Source organism: Pacificimonas pallii (genome assembly GCF_019204005.1).
Lineage (GTDB): Bacteria > Pseudomonadota > Alphaproteobacteria > Sphingomonadales > Sphingomonadaceae > Pacificimonas > Pacificimonas pallii.
Window position 1 is genome coordinate 530,352 of the sequence record NZ_JAGSPA010000002.1, and the last position, 16,019, is coordinate 546,370.

General features: G+C 60.5%; 19 protein-coding genes and 1 pseudogene. 19 read left to right on the forward strand and 1 reads right to left on the reverse strand.

Annotated elements, in window-relative coordinates; genetic code table 11:
* From KCG44_RS07670 to KCG44_RS07695, 6 genes are all read left to right on the forward strand, one after another.
* A complete protein-coding gene (locus tag KCG44_RS07670) occupies positions 1 to 1,173 on the forward strand; it encodes a 2OG-Fe(II) oxygenase family protein (RefSeq protein WP_218445345.1) in 1,173 nt (390 codons plus the stop codon).
* A gap of 159 nt (positions 1,174 to 1,332) precedes the next feature.
* Positions 1,333 to 2,229: a fructose bisphosphate aldolase gene (locus KCG44_RS07675; RefSeq protein ID WP_218445346.1), complete on the forward strand. Its 897-nt coding sequence runs from the start codon at positions 1,333 to 1,335 to the stop codon at positions 2,227 to 2,229.
* On the forward strand, positions 2,229 to 2,942 hold the full coding sequence (gene thiE, locus KCG44_RS07680) for a thiamine phosphate synthase (RefSeq protein ID WP_218445348.1): 714 nt from the start codon (positions 2,229 to 2,231) through the stop codon (positions 2,940 to 2,942). Before KCG44_RS07675 ends, thiE begins: the two co-directional genes overlap by 1 nt.
* Before the next feature lie 39 nt (positions 2,943 to 2,981).
* A complete protein-coding gene (efp, locus tag KCG44_RS07685) occupies positions 2,982 to 3,545 on the forward strand; it encodes an elongation factor P (RefSeq protein WP_218445349.1) in 564 nt (187 codons plus the stop codon).
* Positions 3,542 to 3,946 (forward strand): hypothetical protein, encoded by a 405-nt coding sequence (locus tag KCG44_RS07690; RefSeq protein ID WP_218445350.1) that lies wholly within the window; start codon positions 3,542 to 3,544, stop codon positions 3,944 to 3,946. The genes efp and KCG44_RS07690 overlap by 4 nt, the downstream gene beginning before the upstream one ends.
* 4 nt (positions 3,947 to 3,950) lie before the next feature.
* A complete protein-coding gene (locus tag KCG44_RS07695; protein WP_218445351.1) occupies positions 3,951 to 4,751 on the forward strand; it encodes an inositol monophosphatase family protein in 801 nt (266 codons plus the stop codon).
* Positions 4,752 to 4,809: 58 nt separating this feature from the next.
* On the opposite strand, the gene KCG44_RS07700 is transcribed toward KCG44_RS07695, so the two are convergent.
* Positions 4,810 to 5,271 carry a YbjN domain-containing protein gene (locus KCG44_RS07700; RefSeq protein WP_218445352.1) on the reverse strand — a complete coding sequence of 154 codons (462 nt, stop codon included), beginning with the start codon at positions 5,269 to 5,271 and terminating at the stop codon, positions 4,810 to 4,812.
* Between the two features lie 228 nt (positions 5,272 to 5,499).
* Here KCG44_RS07700 and KCG44_RS07705 point away from each other — a divergent pair, with 228 nt between their 5' ends.
* The 13 genes and pseudogenes from KCG44_RS07705 (at position 5,500) to nuoK (ending at position 16,002) form a co-directional block, all read left to right on the forward strand.
* Positions 5,500 to 5,877: an NADH-quinone oxidoreductase subunit A gene (locus KCG44_RS07705; RefSeq protein WP_218445353.1), complete on the forward strand. Its 378-nt coding sequence runs from the start codon at positions 5,500 to 5,502 to the stop codon at positions 5,875 to 5,877.
* Positions 5,868 to 6,413, forward strand: coding sequence for a NuoB/complex I 20 kDa subunit family protein (locus KCG44_RS07710; protein ID WP_218445354.1), 546 nt, complete (start codon positions 5,868 to 5,870; stop codon positions 6,411 to 6,413). Before KCG44_RS07705 ends, KCG44_RS07710 begins: the two co-directional genes overlap by 10 nt.
* A pseudogene (locus KCG44_RS07715) lies at positions 6,410 to 7,009 on the forward strand (NADH-quinone oxidoreductase subunit C); the annotation flags it as partial. The gene KCG44_RS07710 and the pseudogene KCG44_RS07715, both read left to right, overlap by 4 nt.
* A gap of 107 nt (positions 7,010 to 7,116) precedes the next feature.
* Complete coding sequence (locus tag KCG44_RS07720) at positions 7,117 to 8,265, forward strand: NADH-quinone oxidoreductase subunit D (protein ID WP_255536444.1); 1,149 nt, start codon at positions 7,117 to 7,119, stop codon at positions 8,263 to 8,265.
* 2 nt (positions 8,266 to 8,267) lie between these two features.
* On the forward strand, positions 8,268 to 8,729 hold the full coding sequence (locus KCG44_RS07725; protein ID WP_218445356.1) for a hypothetical protein: 462 nt from the start codon (positions 8,268 to 8,270) through the stop codon (positions 8,727 to 8,729).
* The gene (nuoE, locus tag KCG44_RS07730) at positions 8,726 to 9,388 is read left to right on the forward strand and encodes an NADH-quinone oxidoreductase subunit NuoE (RefSeq protein ID WP_218445357.1); all 663 of its coding nucleotides are present in this window, start codon (positions 8,726 to 8,728) and stop codon (positions 9,386 to 9,388) included. The genes KCG44_RS07725 and nuoE overlap by 4 nt, the downstream gene beginning before the upstream one ends.
* Entirely contained in the window at positions 9,385 to 10,692 is a 1,308-nt protein-coding gene (gene nuoF / locus KCG44_RS07735) for an NADH-quinone oxidoreductase subunit NuoF (protein WP_218445358.1), read from the forward strand. Before nuoE ends, nuoF begins: the two co-directional genes overlap by 4 nt.
* Complete coding sequence (locus KCG44_RS07740) at positions 10,689 to 11,303, forward strand: hypothetical protein (protein ID WP_218445359.1); 615 nt, start codon at positions 10,689 to 10,691, stop codon at positions 11,301 to 11,303. Before nuoF ends, KCG44_RS07740 begins: the two co-directional genes overlap by 4 nt.
* On the forward strand, positions 11,303 to 13,363 hold the full coding sequence (gene nuoG / locus KCG44_RS07745; protein ID WP_218445360.1) for an NADH-quinone oxidoreductase subunit NuoG: 2,061 nt from the start codon (positions 11,303 to 11,305) through the stop codon (positions 13,361 to 13,363). Before KCG44_RS07740 ends, nuoG begins: the two co-directional genes overlap by 1 nt.
* On the forward strand, positions 13,363 to 14,412 hold the full coding sequence (gene nuoH, locus KCG44_RS07750) for an NADH-quinone oxidoreductase subunit NuoH (RefSeq protein ID WP_218445361.1): 1,050 nt from the start codon (positions 13,363 to 13,365) through the stop codon (positions 14,410 to 14,412). Before nuoG ends, nuoH begins: the two co-directional genes overlap by 1 nt.
* Complete coding sequence (nuoI, locus tag KCG44_RS07755) at positions 14,409 to 14,894, forward strand: NADH-quinone oxidoreductase subunit NuoI (protein ID WP_218445362.1); 486 nt, start codon at positions 14,409 to 14,411, stop codon at positions 14,892 to 14,894. Before nuoH ends, nuoI begins: the two co-directional genes overlap by 4 nt.
* A gap of 188 nt (positions 14,895 to 15,082) precedes the next feature.
* Complete coding sequence (locus KCG44_RS07760) at positions 15,083 to 15,700, forward strand: NADH-quinone oxidoreductase subunit J (protein WP_218445364.1); 618 nt, start codon at positions 15,083 to 15,085, stop codon at positions 15,698 to 15,700.
* Positions 15,697 to 16,002, forward strand: coding sequence for an NADH-quinone oxidoreductase subunit NuoK (nuoK, locus tag KCG44_RS07765; RefSeq protein ID WP_218445366.1), 306 nt, complete (start codon positions 15,697 to 15,699; stop codon positions 16,000 to 16,002). The genes KCG44_RS07760 and nuoK overlap by 4 nt, the downstream gene beginning before the upstream one ends.
* Positions 16,003 to 16,019 lie beyond the last annotated feature (17 nt).

A 16,019-nucleotide genomic window follows, 5' to 3' on the forward strand; every position in this document is an offset into this window, starting at 1 on the left:
ATGGCGGCGGATGCTCCGGACAAGCTTCTGGCGCGTGCGGAACGCGACATCCGGTCTGGAAAGTCCGCCGGCGTCAATGAACTGGCGCGCGCCGTCGCTCAAAACCCGGGATGGGTACGGGGTCATATAAAGCTCGCCGACGCATATTGGGAGGCGGGTCACGGACTTGGGGCATTCCGTTTTTTCGAAGACGCGCTGAAGGCCGAACGCCGCAATGCCGCGCTTTGGAATGCCTATATTGCGGCCCTCCTTGAATCCGGGCATCCCGCAGAGGCGGCCGATGCCGCTTCGGATGCGTTTCTGATTTTCAACGCGCCGATCCTGCAGCTCATGGTGGCGTCCTATGCAAGTCAGGCTGGCCAGCTTGACCGCGCGGATCGCCTGTTCCGTCAATTCGAGATGCCGCAGGCGGATCATAGCATCAGCGAAGCGCTCGTGCGTCACGCGCTTCGTATGGGCGATTATGTAAAAGCGGCCGCGATATTGGACGATCTGCTGCGTGCCCGCCGGGAGGATATTGCAATCTGGGCCTTGGCACAGATCATCTGGCGGTTGACCGACGACCCCCGCCTGGAATTTCTTATTGGCAGAGATGCGCTGGTCAAATTTTTCTCGCTGGATTTAGATTCCGAGGACCTGTCGGCACTTGCGGGCCTTTTGCGAGCCAAGCATGTATCGCGCGCAGCCCCTCTAGGACAAAGCGTGCGCGGTGGTACGCAGACGCGTGGCGATCTTTTCGAGGGCGCTGGATCGTCAATCCTGACGCTGAAACGCGCCCTTGCAAATGCCCTTGAGGCGTATCGGCGGACGCTGCCCGAACCCCGCGCCGATCATCCGCTGCTGAAATATGCAGATCGTCCATTTTCCATTCTGCATGGGTGGTCGGTCCGGCTGACAGAGGGCGGGCACCACGTCAGTCATTTGCATCCCGTGGGCATTGTCAGCTCCGCCTGCTACATTTGCCTGCCTTCCGCACTGGGCCAGCGCCGCCAAGGCGTGCTGCAGCTTGGCGTGCCGCCAGAAGACCTCGGCCTTAGCCTCCCCGCCTTGAGTGAAATTCACCCGAAGATCGGACATGTCGCGTTGTTCCCGAGTTTTCTGCACCACGGCACCACGCCTTTTTCCGAAGGTGAGCGCCTTAGCGTTGCGTTTGACGCGGTTCCGGTGCGTTAAAAGACGGCCTTAAAACCTGAAAAATCGCCTTCACATGTTTCGTGAATATTCATCAGGCGGTCCGCAGGCATCGCCCGAACCCTTGCATTGCCGTCAAGTAGACAGTCCGCTATCAGCCCGGCCAAAGTTACAAATGCAAACACCAAGGAGCGAAGTTCGATGCACGATGTGAAGATGATGGCCCAGATTGTCGGTGGCTCCGGTTTTATCGCTGCACTGGACCAGAGCGGCGGTTCAACGCCAAAGGCGCTGAAAGGCTACGGCGTCGATGAGAGCGCGTGGTCGACCGAAGACGAGATGTTCGGCCTGATCCATCAGATGCGCAGCCGCATCGTCACCGCGCCGTCTTTTTCCGGACAGAAGGTACTGGGCGCGATCCTTTTTGAAAAAACCATGGACGGCGATGCGGATGGCAAACCGCTTCCGACGCTCCTGTGGGAGCGCGGCGTGGTACCCTTCCTGAAAGTCGACAAAGGGCTTGAGGATGAGGAGAATGGTGTCCAGCTGATGAAGCCCAATCCAGGCCTTGAGGCTCTCCTCGATCGCGCAAAGGCCAAGGGCGTGTTCGGTACCAAGATGCGCTCGGTCATCAACGCCGCCAACCAGGCCGGTATCGCCGCCATCGTCGATCAGCAGTTCGAGGTTGCGAACCGCATCATCGACAAGGGGCTGATGCCGATCGTCGAGCCGGAGGTGAACATCAAGTCGGGCACGCGCGCCGAATGCGATGACATTCTGCTCACCGAGCTGACGCGGGCGCTCGATGCGCTGCCCGATGGCCGCCGCGTCATGCTGAAGCTCTCCATTCCGGTGAAGGCCGATCATTACGCTTCCCTCGTCGCGCACCCGCGGGTTGCCCGCGTGGTCGCGCTTTCCGGTGGATATTCGCAGGATGAAGCCTGCCGGGAGCTTGCGAAGAATCGCGGCATGATCGCCAGTTTCAGCCGCGGCCTGTTGCAGGATCTGCGTCACGGCATGGACGATGCCACGTTCGACAGCACGCTGTCGGGGGCCATCGACCAGATATATGACGCGTCCACGTCCAACTGCGCGTGATGTCAGAGGGCGGCAAGGTTGAGCTGGACCCCGCGTTCGCCGATCGCTTTGGCGGCGCGATGAAGAATAAGGGCGGAGACGGGCGTCCGCCCTGCCAGCTTTATCTGATTTCTCCGTCCAGCTATGATCCGGGCTTTCCGGAGCAGCTGAAGGCCGTCCTGGATGCAGGGGCCGCCGCGGCATTTCAGCTGCGCCTGAAAAATGTCAGCGACATGGAAATTCTCCGGGCGGGCGAAGTCATTCGGCCGATTCTGGAGGCATATGATGTCGCCTTCATCGTCAACGACCGCGCTGATCTCGCGCAGCAGCTGGGCGCGGATGGTGTGCATCTGGGGCAGGGCGACGGCGATATTGCGGAGGCGCGCGCACGTCTTGGTCATGCGGCCCAGATCGGTGTCACCTGCCACGGCAGCCGCCACCTCGCCCTCGAAGCGGGAGAGAAGGGGGCGGACTATGTCGCTTTCGGCGCCTTCTACGAGACCCAGACCAAGGAAACCCAGCACCGTCCCGACCCGTCGATCCTTGGCTGGTGGACGACGATCAGCGAGATTGCCTGCGTCGCCATTGGCGGCATCCGGCCGGACAATGCGAAACCACTGGTCGAGGCGGGCGCGGACTTCATCTGCGCGAGCGGTTCGGTCTGGAAGGCGGACAGTCCGCCCGGCGCAATGGCCGCGTTTGCCGCCGTGCTTGAGGCGACCCCGAACGCCTGATAAGGGCGCACGACATTCCCAGAACATTCAGGTGCACCCATGAAGATTTCCGGCGTGGACATTCGTCCGGGCAACATTATCGAATTCGAGGGCGGGCTGTGGCGCGCCGTGAAGATCCAGCATACGCAGCCGGGCAAGGGCGGCGCCTATATGCAGGTCGAGCTCAAGAACCTGATCGATGGACGGAAATCCAACAATCGCTTCCGCTCGTCGGAGACGGTGGAGAAGGTGCGGCTGGACACCAAGGATTTCCAGTATCTCTATGCCGAGGGTGATATGCTCACCTTCATGGATGTCGAGAATTACGAACAGGTCATGCTGCCCTCGGACCTTCTGGGTGATCAGGCGGCGTATCTGCAGGACGGCATGCAGGTCATGCTGGAAATGTACGAGGATCGTCCGCTGTCGGTGCAGCTTCCCGAACAGGTCGAGGCCGAGATCGTCGAAGCCGATGCAGTGGTGAAAGGCCAGACCGCCTCATCCAGCTACAAGCCCGCCATGCTCGACAATGGCGTGCGCATCATGGTGCCGCCGCATATCTCGACCGGAACGCGCGTTATCGTGGACACCACCACCAATGAATATGTGAAGAGGGCCGAATGATGATCCGCAATTCACTTCTCGCCGCTGCCGCCGTTTCGTTTCTGTCGCTATCCGCCTGCGGCGGCAATCAGGATGCCGAGGACGGTACGAGTGTTGTCGCGACGCCTGAAGAGCAGGCCGCTGCCGCCGCTGCGCTGGCGGCGGATCCGCCAACGCCGGACGAACTGGCCGGCGCCTCGCGCACCTTCGGCTTTATCGCGGCGCTGCTGCGGTCGCCCGAAGTGTCGGTTGAAGTGAAGAACACGATCTTCGGCTGCCTCTACGAAAACCCGCTGGGGGAGCTTTCGGTCGACCTTGAGGCGGAGAAGGTCAAGCGGAACATTCCGGCCGACGATGCCGACCGTTCCATGCAGCTGCTCGCGTTGATGTGCGGCTTCGACGCTACGGAACAGGCTCAGTAGCGACATGCCCGCACGCCCGGCTCTCATTACCGTCATGGACAAGGCGGCACGCAAGGCTGCGCCGAAGATCCGCCGCGATTTTGGCGAGGTCTCCCAGCTACAGGTCAGCCGCAAGGGGCCGTCAGACTTCGTGTCGAATACCGACCGCGAAGTCGAGGAAATCATTCACGACGTTCTTTCCCAGTCCCGTCCCGAGTGGGGCTTTTTGATGGAAGAGCGCGGCGTCATCGAAGGAAAAGAGGGCGAACCGCGCTGGATCATCGATCCCATTGACGGCACCAGCAACTTCATCCACTCGATCCCGCATTTTGCCATCAGCATCGCCGCGGAAATTCGCGGTGAGGTGGTCGCGGGCTGCGTCTATCAGCCGCTGACCGACGAGTTTTTCTGGGCCGAGCGCGGCAAGGGTTCATTCCTGCATAACCGGCGCCTGCGTGTGTCATCGCGGCGCGATCTTGGCGACTCAATCATCGCGACCGGCGTGCCGTATCGCGGACATGGCGACCTGGACAGCTGGAACCGCCAACTTACCACCATTGCTCCCGAAGTGGCCGGAATTCGGCGTTTCGGCAGTGCGGCGCTCGATCTCGCATGGGTCGCGGCAGGGCGCTTCGAGGGCTATTGGGAAACGAACCTCAGCATATGGGACGTCGCCGCCGGTGTGCTGCTGGTGCGCGAAGCGGGCGGCTTCGTCACCGATTATCGCGGCAGTGAGGCGAAGGTGATGGACGGCGAAATCATCGCCGCCAATGGTGGGCTGCACTCGAAACTGCACAAGATGGTCGCAGGCGGGCTTCGCAGGTAACGCGTCCGGCGTAGACCGGAATGACGGTCGTTGAAGAGAGGCGTCCGGCTTCGATACCCTATCTCGCGACCATATCCCGGTAAAAGCCGCCGACGACGCTTTCCCAATATTCCAGATTGTCCTGAAACAGCGCCGCTGACATGCCGCCATCCTCCAGATTGACATCCATCTTGATGATGGGATCGCCCTCTTCGTCGACATAAACACTGCCGAAGCGGTTTTCCTTGTTCCAGTCATTTGCGGCCTGAAGCGAAAAAATGTCGTCGGTGGACCAGCCCGCGACGAACTGCACGGTCTTACAGTTCTTGCCATCGCAACCGTAAAACAGCACGTCGAAGTTCACCCCGCCCGCGGCGCTGCTGATCTTTGGATCGCCAACATCGTCCGTCCCGGGGGTTGCGCGGTAACCTGCGTCCTGCATGACCGCTGCGATCGCATCGGGATTGGCCGTCAGATTCTGGGCGCTGGCCGATCCCGTGGCCGCGGCCGCCATGATAGCGGCGATGAATGTCGTCTTCATATTTCACATTCCCCGTTATATCAGATAGATAGACCCCGTTATCTTAGGAAGCAGAGCCAGTCAGATAAAAGGATAAGCGGCCTGCGACCAGATCGCAAGTCGGCCGCGGCGGACGGACGGTGACAGGCAGAAGATGGCGACATCGCTTCCCTGTGGCATTCCCGTCCTTGCACCCTCGCGCCGCCCCTCCTAGAAGCGGCGCAAAGTTACATATCTGAAGGCGTAGCCATGTCATCGGTCGCGGCAGAGTATCTGCCAATCCTTATTTTTCTCGGTATTGCAGTGGCGCTGAGTTGTGTTTTCGTCGGTTTGCCCGTGCTGGTGTCGAATCTGACCGGGACCAACCAGCCTTATGACGCCAAACTCGCGGAATATGAATGCGGTTTTCCCGCGTTCGAGGATGCCCGCCGTCAGTTCGATGTACGTTTCTACCTGGTGGCGATCCTGTTCATCATTTTCGACCTGGAGGTTGCATTCCTGTTCCCCTGGGCTGTGTCCCTGGGCGCGACGGGTGTGTTTGGCTGGACCTCGATGATGATCTTTCTGGGCATCCTGACCATCGGTTTCATCTATGAATGGAAGAAAGGCGCCCTGGAATGGGAGTAGACGCCCCCGCCATCCGCATTCCCGAGGAAGGCGCCGTCGCCAAGGACGGTTTCCTGCAGGATGTGAATACGGAACTCGACAATAAGGGCTTCCTGACCACGACGACGGAGGACCTGTTCAACTGGGCGCGCACGGGCTCGCTATGGTGGATGACCTTCGGCCTCGCATGCTGCGGTGTGGAAATGATGCACACCAACATGCCGCGTTACGACATGGAGCGCTTCGGCGCGGCGCCCCGCGCCAGTCCGCGCCAGTCGGACGTGATGATCGTCGCGGGTACGCTTTGCAACAAGATGGCACCGGCGCTGCGCCGCCTGTACGACCAGATGCCGGAGCCGCGCTACGTGATTTCCATGGGCAGCTGCGCCAATGGCGGCGGCTATTACCACTACAGTTACTCGGTCGTGCGCGGCTGCGACCGCATCGTGCCTGTGGACATTTATATCCCCGGCTGTCCGCCAAGTGCCGAAGCGCTGCTTTATGGCATCATGGCACTGCAGCGGAAAATCCGCCGGGTGGGGACGTTCGAACGGTGACCCATCCTGCCCCCACCATGAAAAGCGCGAAAGACGTCGCGTCCGCTTTTGCCGCTACCGAGATGATAGAGCATCGCGGCGAGACGACATTGCTGGTCGCGCGGGACGACCTGCACGCGACACTTCTGTCGCTGCGCGACGATCACGGCTTTCAGCAGCTGGTCGAAATCGCCGGGTGCGATTATCCCGAGCGGCCCGAGCGGTTCGAGGTGAACTACCACCTGCTCTCACTGACTTTGAATCGACGTATCCGCGTGAAGGTGTCGACAGATGAAGCGACGCCGCTGCGTTCCATTACCGATATCTGGCCGGTCGCGGACTGGCTGGAGCGTGAAGTCTGGGACATGTACGGCGTGATGTTCGACGGTCATCCCGACCATCGCCGCATTCTGACCGACTATGGGTTTTCGGGTCATCCGTTCCGCAAGGATTTCCCGCTGACCGGCTATACCGAACTGCGCTGGTCGGAAGAGCAGAAGCGCGTGGTCTATGAACCCGTGAAGCTGCAACAGGATTTCCGGACGTTCGACTTCGAAAGCCCGTGGGAAGGCCCGGCCTACAATCTGCCCGGCGATGAAAAGGCCGAAGGAGACCCCGCATGAGCGAGACGGACCTGAAGGACCGGGAGGATTCGATCGCGACAGGCGTTGACGAGGTTGCTGACCAGCACGGCGACCGTGACGTTGAAATCCAGAATTATTCCATGAACTTCGGACCGCAGCACCCTGCCGCGCACGGCGTGCTGCGCCTGATCATGGAGATGGACGGCGAGATTATCGAGCGTGTCGATCCGCATATCGGCCTGCTGCACCGCGGCACTGAAAAGCTGATCGAATATAAGACATATTTGCAGGCGCTGCCCTATATGGACCGCCTGGATTACGTGTCGCCGATGTGCATGGAGCATAGCTATGTGCTCGCCATTGAGAAGCTGCTCGATCTGGAGGTACCGCTGCGCGCGCAATATCTGCGCGTTCTGTTCGCCGAACTGACCCGCATCACCAATCACATCATGAACACGACCGCGCATGCGATGGACGTCGGCGCGATGACACCGATGCTGTGGCTGTTCGAGGAACGCGAACATATCTGCGAATTTTATGAGCGGGCTTCGGGTGCGCGCTTTCACGCGGCCTATTTCCGTCCCGGCGGCGTGCATCAGGATATCCCGCCGGCGCTGATCGCGGATATCGCCGACTGGGCCGACCGCTTCCCGAAGGTGCTGGCGGATTTCGAGACGCTGGTTGTCGGCAACCGCATTTTCAAACAGCGCAACGTCGGTATTGGCCAGATCAGCCGGGACGATGCCATCGCGCACGGTTTTTCCGGGCCGTGCCTGCGCGCGTCGGGCGTGCCTTGGGACCTGCGCAAATCGCAGCCCTATGACGTCTATGACCGGATGGAATTCGATGTGCCGGTCGGCACGCAGGGCGACTGCTATGACCGCTTCATGGTCCGCATGCAGGAAATGAGGGAAAGCCTGAAGATCGTGAAGCAGTGCATTGCCGAGCTTCCCGAAGGCCCGGTAATGTCCGCCGATCCCAAGGTCGGCCCGCCAAAGCGCGGCGAGATGAAGCGCTCGATGGAAGCGCTGATCAATCATTTCAAACTCTACACCGAGGGCTTTCACGTGCCCGAGGGCGAGGTCTATGTCGGCACGGAAAGCCCCAAGGGCGAGTTCGGCATTTATCTGGTGAGCGACGGGTCCAACAAACCGTATCGCTGCAAGATCAAGCCGACCGCCTTCTCGCACCTGCAGGCGATGGAATTCCTGTGCAGAGGCCACATGCTGGCCGATGCCCCTGCAATCCTGGGCAGTCTCGACATCGTGTTTGGCGAATGCGACCGTTAGTCATGACCATGTGTGCTTTTTTTGCTTCGGGGTGTGATGGCTGGCGCGAGCCGGATGCGCCATCGCCCTATGTCGACCAGGGCATATCCACACAGGATATCCCGCATGCCTATCGCGCGCCGATCGGACTGATGTCGGCAATCGGCAGAAACGGGCTGATCGAAGATCTGCCTACATGTGAAGGCTTTTCCATTGGCGGCCTCTCGGATGCGCGTGATTGGCGGGCGTTCCAGCGTGACGTGAACGCGCGGCTCGGAGAACGCGCCGGTGTCCTGACCGACATATCCGCTTTCGATGCGAAGGCGCACCGGATTTCGGTGACCTCGCGCCCTATCGGCGGCGGCGCGTCGCCGCTAGAGACCGAGTGGACCGTGCGCACCAAGGCAGATGACGACTCCGCGCATGGTGCGGAACATGTTCTGGACTGTATTGAATCCGTATTCCTGAAAGACCTGACGCAATGACCGCCGCCACCTATTCCAGCGTTGACCATGCCAAGGCGGAAGCGCCGGCAAGGCCGGATCATCACGCGTTCGATGGCTTCGCCTGGACGCAAGAGAATGCCAAGCTGGCGGCCAAGCATATCGCAAAATACCCCGAGGGGCGTCAGGCGTCGGCCGTGATGCCGCTTCTCGACCTTGCGCAGCGTCAGGTCGGAGCGCAGACGGGGACGCAGGGCTGGCTGCCCATTCCGGTGATCGAGTTCGTCGCCAAGGAACTCGCCATGCCATATATGCGCGTTTACGAGGTCGTCACTTTCTACACGATGTATAATCTGAACCCGGTCGGGAAATTCCACGTCCAGCTCTGCGGCACGACGCCCTGCATGCTGCGCGGGTCGGACGATGTCATGAAGATGCTGAACGACAAGGGCATCAGAAAGGGTATGACGACGCCGGACGGCATGTTTACGCTGACCGAGGTCGAATGTATGGGCAATTGCGCGACGGCACCGATGCTCCAGATCAATGACGACAATTATGAATGCCTGGACGCGGACAGCACGGCAAAGATCATCGATGCGCTTGCCGCGGGTGAGCAGCCAACGCCTGGTCCGCAGGATGGACGGCACTCGTCGGAACCGGCGGGCGGCCTGACGTCGCTGAAGGAGTTTGCGGCATGACTTTCCTTGACGACAAGGACCGCATCTTCACAAACCTTTACGGCTTTCAGTCCGCGGGCCTGAAGGCGGCGCAGACGCGCGGCGACTGGGATGGCACGAAGAAACTGCTGGCGATGGGGCAGGACGCGATCATCGACCAGGTGAAGGAATCCGGCCTGCGCGGACGCGGCGGGGCGGGTTTCCCGACCGGCGTCAAATGGTCCTTCATGCCGAAGGCGCCAACGGCGGAGCGTCCGTCATACCTCGTCATCAACGCCGACGAGTCCGAGCCGGGATCGTGCAAGGACCGCGAAATCCTGCGGCACGACCCGCACAAGCTGATCGAAGGTGCGCTGGTCGCGGGCTTCGCGATGCGCGCCAAGGCGGCCTATATCTATATTCGCGGCGAATATATTCGCGAGGCCGAGGCGCTGCAAAAGGCGATAGATGAGGCCTATGACGCTGGCCTGATTGGCAAGAACGCCTGCAAGTCGGGGTTCGATTATGACGTTTATCTGCACCGCGGGGCAGGGGCATATATCTGCGGTGAGGAAACCGCGATGATCGAAAGTCTGGAGGGGAAGAAAGGCCAGCCGCGCCTGAAGCCGCCTTTCCCAGCCGGCGCGGGTCTTTACGGTATGCCGACGACCGTGAACAATGTTGAAAGCATCGCCGTCGTTCCGACGATCCTGCGGCGCGGCGCCGCCTGGTTCGCAGGCTTTGGACGCGAGAATAACAAGGGCACGAAGCTGTTCCAGATTTCCGGTCATGTGCAGAACCCCTGCGTGGTCGAGGAAGCCATGTCGATCCCGTTCCGCGACCTCATTGAAAAGCACTGCGGCGGCATAACCGGTGGGTGGGACAATCTGCTGGCCGTGATCCCGGGCGGTTCATCCGTGCCGCTGGTTCCGGCGGCCGAGATCATGGACTGCCCCATGGACTTTGACGGCCTGCGCGAGCTTGGCTCCGGCCTTGGCACCGCCGCTGTCATCGTTATGGACAAGTCCACCGACATCGTCCGCGCGATCAGCCGGATCAGCTATTTCTACAAGCACGAAAGCTGCGGCCAGTGTACGCCGTGCCGCGAGGGCACAGGCTGGATGTGGCGCGTCATGGAACGCTTGGTGACGGGCGAAGCGGACCTTGAGGAGATCGATATCCTTCACGATGTCACGAGGGAAGTCGAAGGCCACACCATCTGCGCCCTTGGCGACGCCGCCGCATGGCCGATCCAGGGCCTGATCCGCCACTTCCGCCCCGAACTCGAACGCCGCATCCGCGACTATCGCGGCACCGCGCAGCCCATGATGGAGGCGGCGGAATGAGCGCGCTGCCTTTCTACGTTTCTGGCTTACGCGGGGTCATTTATGGCTTCTCCGCATTATTACTCGCATTCGCGGCTGACGCAGGAAACGCTTTCGAAAAAAGCAGCGAGCAGCCTAATTTCGCAGAAGATACGAAACTAGCAAGAGATTTCCTGGATCAGATTATTTATGAGTTCGAAGACCGGGAGGTCGTGCGCGATCTTAGCCGCTTGCAGGCTCCCAGACCGGACATCATCAAGTCTCTCATGCCATGGTTTGCGATCAGGCACGATCTACGTCCTGATATTCGTGAGATCGCAATGAGGCTAATGACGTTTCAAGCGTTGCCGGAAGAGTTCAAAAACGAGAGCATACCGTTGAGTTATCCGCCGAAATCTGCCGCCGTGAAAACACTTTACGGTCAGGTTATTCGCGATCGTAAACTAATGTGGGATTTATTCGACGATATCGAAGAGAGCTTTCCTGGCGGAGCCGTGCCTGACTTTCCAGAAGGGCGGCTGCTCATTACCGTCGACGATAGAGGCTGGCGACCCGGCACTCCCGAAGACTTTATAGTTGAGAAGACCTCTGAAGGCCTTGTGATCCGTACTCCATCCGAGAAGAACGACTAATGCCTAAACTCACCGTAGACGGTATTGAGGTCGAGGTCCCCGCCGGCGCGACTGTCCTGCAGGCTTGCGAGATTGCCGGGAAGGAAATTCCGCGGTTCTGCTATCATGAGCGGCTGTCGATCGCGGGCAATTGCCGCATGTGCCTGGTCGAAGTGAAGCCCGGGCCGCCAAAGCCGCAGGCGTCATGCGCGCTGCCAGCCGCCGATGGGCAGGAGGTGCTGACCGCGTCGCCGATGACGAAGAAAGCACGCGAAGGGGTGATGGAATTCCTCCTCATCAACCATCCGCTGGACTGTCCGATCTGCGATCAGGGCGGGGAATGCGACCTGCAGGATCAGGCGCTGAACTACGGGCGTGGGCGCTCGCGCTATCAGGAGAATAAGCGCGCGGTTACCGAGAAATATATGGGGCCCATCATCAAAACGGTGATGACCCGCTGCATTCACTGCACGCGCTGCGTACGTTTCGCCGAGGAAGTCGCGGGCGTTGAGGAAATCGGCGCGATCGGCCGCGGCGAGAATATGCAGATCACGACCTATCTGGAAAAGGCGGCGACGTCGGAACTCTCCGGTAATGTCATCGACCTGTGTCCGGTCGGCGCGCTGACCTCCAAGCCTTACGCCTTCGAGGCGCGGCCTTGGGAGCTCGTCAAGACGAATGGCATCGATGTCATGGACGCCGTCGGCGCGAACGTGCGCTACGATGCGCGCGGACCGCAGATTCTGCGCGTGCTGCCGCGCGTGAATGACGATGTGAACGAGGAATGGATCAGCGACAAGGCACGTTACGGCCCGCTCGGCCTGATGAAGCGCCGCCTCGATACGCCTTGGGTACGCAAGGACGGCCGTCTCCAGAAAGCCAGCTGGAATGAGGCGTTTGGCGCGATCAAGGCCGGTCTGGCGGGCGCGTCCGGCGATCAGATTGCCGCGATCGCCGGTGATCTGCTGGACGTTGAAAGCATGGTCGCCATGAAGGATCTGCTCGGCACGCTTGGTTCATCGCGGCATGAATGCCGTCAGGACGGCGCACAGATTGGCGGCGAATTTTCCGCCGACCGTGGCAGCTACCTGTTTAACACTGGCATTGCGCCGCTTGAAACAGCAGACGTTATCCTGCTGATCGGCGCCAATCCGCGCTGGGAAGCGCCACTCGTGAACACGCGGATTCGCAAGGCGGTCCGGAAGGGCGGTGCCAGGGTGTTTGCCATTGGGCCGGAAGTCGACCTGACCTATGCGGTGGAATGGCTTGGCGATACGCCCGCAAAACTGGGACGCGTACCAAAGGAACTGTCAGAAGCGCTATCCGCCGCTGAACGTCCCGCGATCATCGTCGGGGCAGGGGCGCTTGCCCGCGCCGATGGCGGCGCGATCCTGGCCAAGGCGCACGGCCTTGCCGCGCGTTCGGGTGCGTTTCGCGACGACTGGGCTGGATTTGGCGTTCTACATGATGCCGCCGCCCGTGTGGGCGGCCTGGATATTGGCTTCACGGCAGAGGGCGGCGTCGATGCCATCCTGTCCGATGCCGAGAATGGCGCGCTGAAGGCGCTGTTCCTACACGGCGCGGACGAGATCGACACGGGACCGCTTCCGGGCGTGTTCAAGGTCTATATCGGACATCACGGCGACCAGGGCGCGCACGTGGCGGACGTCATTCTTCCCTCGGCAAGTTTTGCCGAGAAGTCCGGCACCTATGTGAACATGGAAGGACGCGTGCAGCGATCCGGCCGCGCGGTATTCCCGCCAGGTGACGCGCGGGAGGACTGGGCGATCCTGCGGGCGCTGTCCGATATGCTGGGCAAGGCACTGCCTTATAACGACCATGACGCCTTGCGGGCCCGTATCGCAGGCGAGTGGGCGCATCTGGCGGATGTGGATCTGCCGGCGACACCCTCCCGGGATGTGAAGATCACGAGTGACGGCAAGATCGGCGATGCGCCGTTCAGCTATTCGGTCGGGAATTTCTACATGACGAACCCGGTCGCGCGCGCGTCCGAAGTGATGCAGGACTGTGCGGCTGTCATTCTTGGCGATGGCGACGCGCTGCAGGAGGCTGCGGAATAATGGTCGAGGCATTTCAGAACTCGTTCCTTGGGCCTTATGTCGGTTATGTCGCGGCCTATGTGATCCTGATCCTCGCGATCGTACTGCCGCTGCTGATCGGTGTGGCCTATGCCGTTTACGCCGACCGCAAGATCTGGGCGGCCGCGCAGATGCGGCGCGGTCCGAACGTCGTCGGGCCGTGGGGCCTGCTGCAGAGTTTCGCCGATGGACTGAAGGTGTTCCTGAAGGAAACCATCATTCCCGCGGGCGCGAACAAGGGTGTCTTTCTCCTCGCGCCGATCATCATGTTTACCGTGGCGCTGCTTGGCTGGGCGGTCATTCCGTTTAGTGCGGAAATGGTGCTGGCCGACATCAATGTCGGCATCCTCTATATCTTTGCGGTCTCGTCGCTGGGCGTGTACGGCATCATCATGTCAGGGTGGGCATCGAACAGTAAATACCCGTTTCTCGGCGGTTTGCGTTCGGCGGCTCAGATGGTGTCTTATGAAGTCTCCATCGGCTTCATCATCATCACCGTCGTCCTTTGGGCGTCGTCATTCAACCTGAACGACATCGTGCTGAGCCAGAAGGGCACCATTCTGGGCATCATCAACATGCACATGTTCAACCCGCTGCTGTTCCCGATGTTCATCATGTTCTTCATCTCCGCACTGGCGGAGACGAACCGCCCGCCCTTCGACCTTCCCGAGGCGGAGGCGGAACTCGTTGCCGGGTACCAGACCGAATACAGCTCAATGGCGTTCGCGCTGTTCTGGCTCGGCGAATATGCCGCCATCCTGCTGATGTGCGCGCTGATGAGTGTATTGTTCCTCGGCGGCTGGCTGCCGCCCTTCGACTGGGCACCGCTCTATGTGATCCCCGGCGCGATCTGGCTGATCCTGAAGATCTGCTTCCTGTTCTTCCTGTTCGCCTGGGTCTTCGCCACCGTCCCGCGTTTCCGCTACGACCAGCTGATGCGCCTGGGCTGGAAAGTCTTCCTGCCCCTCAGCCTGTTCTGGGTGGTCGTGGTATCGGGATATCTAATGTTCTTTACGGATAAGTTCGCATGAGTTTCGCACAAGCCGCCAAGTCACTCCTCCTTCTCGAATTTGTTAAGGGCATGGGGTTGACGCTGAAATATATGTTCAGGCCGAAGGCGACGCTGAACTACCCCTATGAGAAGGGCCCGCAGTCACCGCGCTTCCGGGGCGAACATGCCCTGCGCCGCTACCCGAACGGCGAGGAGCGCTGCATTGCGTGCAAGCTGTGCGAGGCGGTCTGTCCTGCGCAAGCAATCACCATCGAAGCGGAACCGCGCGAAGATGGCTCGCGCCGGACGACACGCTACGACATTGATATGACGAAGTGCATTTTCTGCGGTTTCTGTCAGGAGGCGTGTCCGGTCGACGCGATCGTCGAGGGGCCGAACTTCGAATATTCCACGGAAACGCGCGAAGAACTGATCTACGACAAGCACAAACTGCTGGAGAATGGCGAGCGCTGGGAACCGGCGCTGGCTGCGAATCTTGCGGCGGATGCGGCCTATCGTTAGGGGCGCGACAGGTTTCGGTGGCTAACCAGCCACCATCTCTAGCATCCCGAGCGCAGTCGAGGGACGCACGATGCGGAAACAGGTGTTTCGTAAGGCAATGGTGCGTCCCTCGACTGTGCTCGGGATGATGAACATACGATGTGACGGCAACTGGCGCATCGAACAGAGAATTAGGGGCGAGTGTACCGTTGGTTGAAGCAATCATCTTTTACATGCTGGCGGGCATCATTCTCCTTTCGGGAACCGCCGTCATCCTGTCGCGCAATCCGGTGCACAGCGTGCTGTGGCTGATCCTCGCCTTCTTCAACGCGGCGGGCCTGTTCCTGATGCTGGGGGCGGAGTTCCTCGCGATGATTCTGGTGATCGTCTATGTCGGCGCGGTCGCGGTGCTGTTCCTGTTCGTCGTCATGATGCTGGACATCGATTTTGCGAAGCTGCGCGAGGGCTTTGTCAGTTATCTGCCTTTCGGCCTGATCCTGGCCGGCGTCCTTGCCGCCGAACTGATCGTGGCGGCAATGGCGGCCGTTGTTGTCGGCAGCCCGGGTGAACCCGTGGCGCCCGTGATTGCCGCGGCGGCGGACGTGTCGAACACCGAGGCGCTCGGCGCGCTCATCTATACGAAATACGCCTATGTTTTTCAGGCGTCCGGCATGGTTCTGCTGACGGCGATGATCGGGGCCATCGTGCTGACGCATCGCCAGCGTTCAGGCGTGAAGCGGCAGAATATCGGACAGCAGGTTGCGCGGCGTCCCGAGGATGCCGTTATCATCACCAAACCGGGCGTCGGGCAGGGGGTGGAGCTGTGATCGGCCTTTCCCACTATCTGACCGTCGCGGCGATCCTGTTCGTGCTGGGTGTGCTTGGCATCATTCTCAACCGCAAGAATGTCATTGTCATCCTGATGTCGATCGAGCTGATCCTGCTGGCGGTGAACATCAACATGGTTGCGTTCTCCAGCTATCTTGGTGACCTGACCGGGCAGATTTTCGGGATGTTCATCCTGACCGTCGCGGCGGCCGAGGCGGCCATCGGTCTTGCGATCCTCGTCCTCTATTTCCGCAACCGCGGCACCATCGCGGTCGACCAGATCAACCAGATGAAGGGGTGATGGACGTGCAGAATATT

Excerpts from the sequence above, each read along its gene's own strand:
- nuoF (WP_218445358.1), top strand. The coding sequence starts at position 9,385 with ATGACTTTCCTTGACGACAAGGACCGCATCTTCACAAACCTTTACGGC.
- nuoG (WP_218445360.1), top strand. The coding sequence starts at position 11,303 with ATGCCTAAACTCACCGTAGACGGTATTGAGGTCGAGGTCCCCGCCGGC.
- KCG44_RS07690 (WP_218445350.1), top strand. The coding sequence starts at position 3,542 with ATGATGATCCGCAATTCACTTCTCGCCGCTGCCGCCGTTTCGTTTCTG.
- nuoI (WP_218445362.1), top strand. The coding sequence starts at position 14,409 with ATGAGTTTCGCACAAGCCGCCAAGTCACTCCTCCTTCTCGAATTTGTT.
- KCG44_RS07720 (WP_255536444.1), top strand. The coding sequence starts at position 7,117 with ATGAACTTCGGACCGCAGCACCCTGCCGCGCACGGCGTGCTGCGCCTG.
- KCG44_RS07695 (WP_218445351.1), top strand. The coding sequence starts at position 3,951 with ATGCCCGCACGCCCGGCTCTCATTACCGTCATGGACAAGGCGGCACGC.
- nuoE (WP_218445357.1), top strand. The coding sequence starts at position 8,726 with ATGACCGCCGCCACCTATTCCAGCGTTGACCATGCCAAGGCGGAAGCG.
- efp (WP_218445349.1), top strand. The coding sequence starts at position 2,982 with ATGAAGATTTCCGGCGTGGACATTCGTCCGGGCAACATTATCGAATTC.
- KCG44_RS07700 (WP_218445352.1), bottom strand. The coding sequence starts at position 5,271 with ATGAAGACGACATTCATCGCCGCTATCATGGCGGCCGCGGCCACGGGA.
- KCG44_RS07740 (WP_218445359.1), top strand. The coding sequence starts at position 10,689 with ATGAGCGCGCTGCCTTTCTACGTTTCTGGCTTACGCGGGGTCATTTAT.
- KCG44_RS07705 (WP_218445353.1), top strand. The coding sequence starts at position 5,500 with ATGTCATCGGTCGCGGCAGAGTATCTGCCAATCCTTATTTTTCTCGGT.
- KCG44_RS07725 (WP_218445356.1), top strand. The coding sequence starts at position 8,268 with ATGACCATGTGTGCTTTTTTTGCTTCGGGGTGTGATGGCTGGCGCGAG.
- nuoH (WP_218445361.1), top strand. The coding sequence starts at position 13,363 with ATGGTCGAGGCATTTCAGAACTCGTTCCTTGGGCCTTATGTCGGTTAT.
- KCG44_RS07710 (WP_218445354.1), top strand. The coding sequence starts at position 5,868 with ATGGGAGTAGACGCCCCCGCCATCCGCATTCCCGAGGAAGGCGCCGTC.
- thiE (WP_218445348.1), top strand. The coding sequence starts at position 2,229 with ATGTCAGAGGGCGGCAAGGTTGAGCTGGACCCCGCGTTCGCCGATCGC.
- KCG44_RS07675 (WP_218445346.1), top strand. The coding sequence starts at position 1,333 with ATGCACGATGTGAAGATGATGGCCCAGATTGTCGGTGGCTCCGGTTTT.
- KCG44_RS07670 (WP_218445345.1), top strand. The coding sequence starts at position 1 with ATGGCGGCGGATGCTCCGGACAAGCTTCTGGCGCGTGCGGAACGCGAC.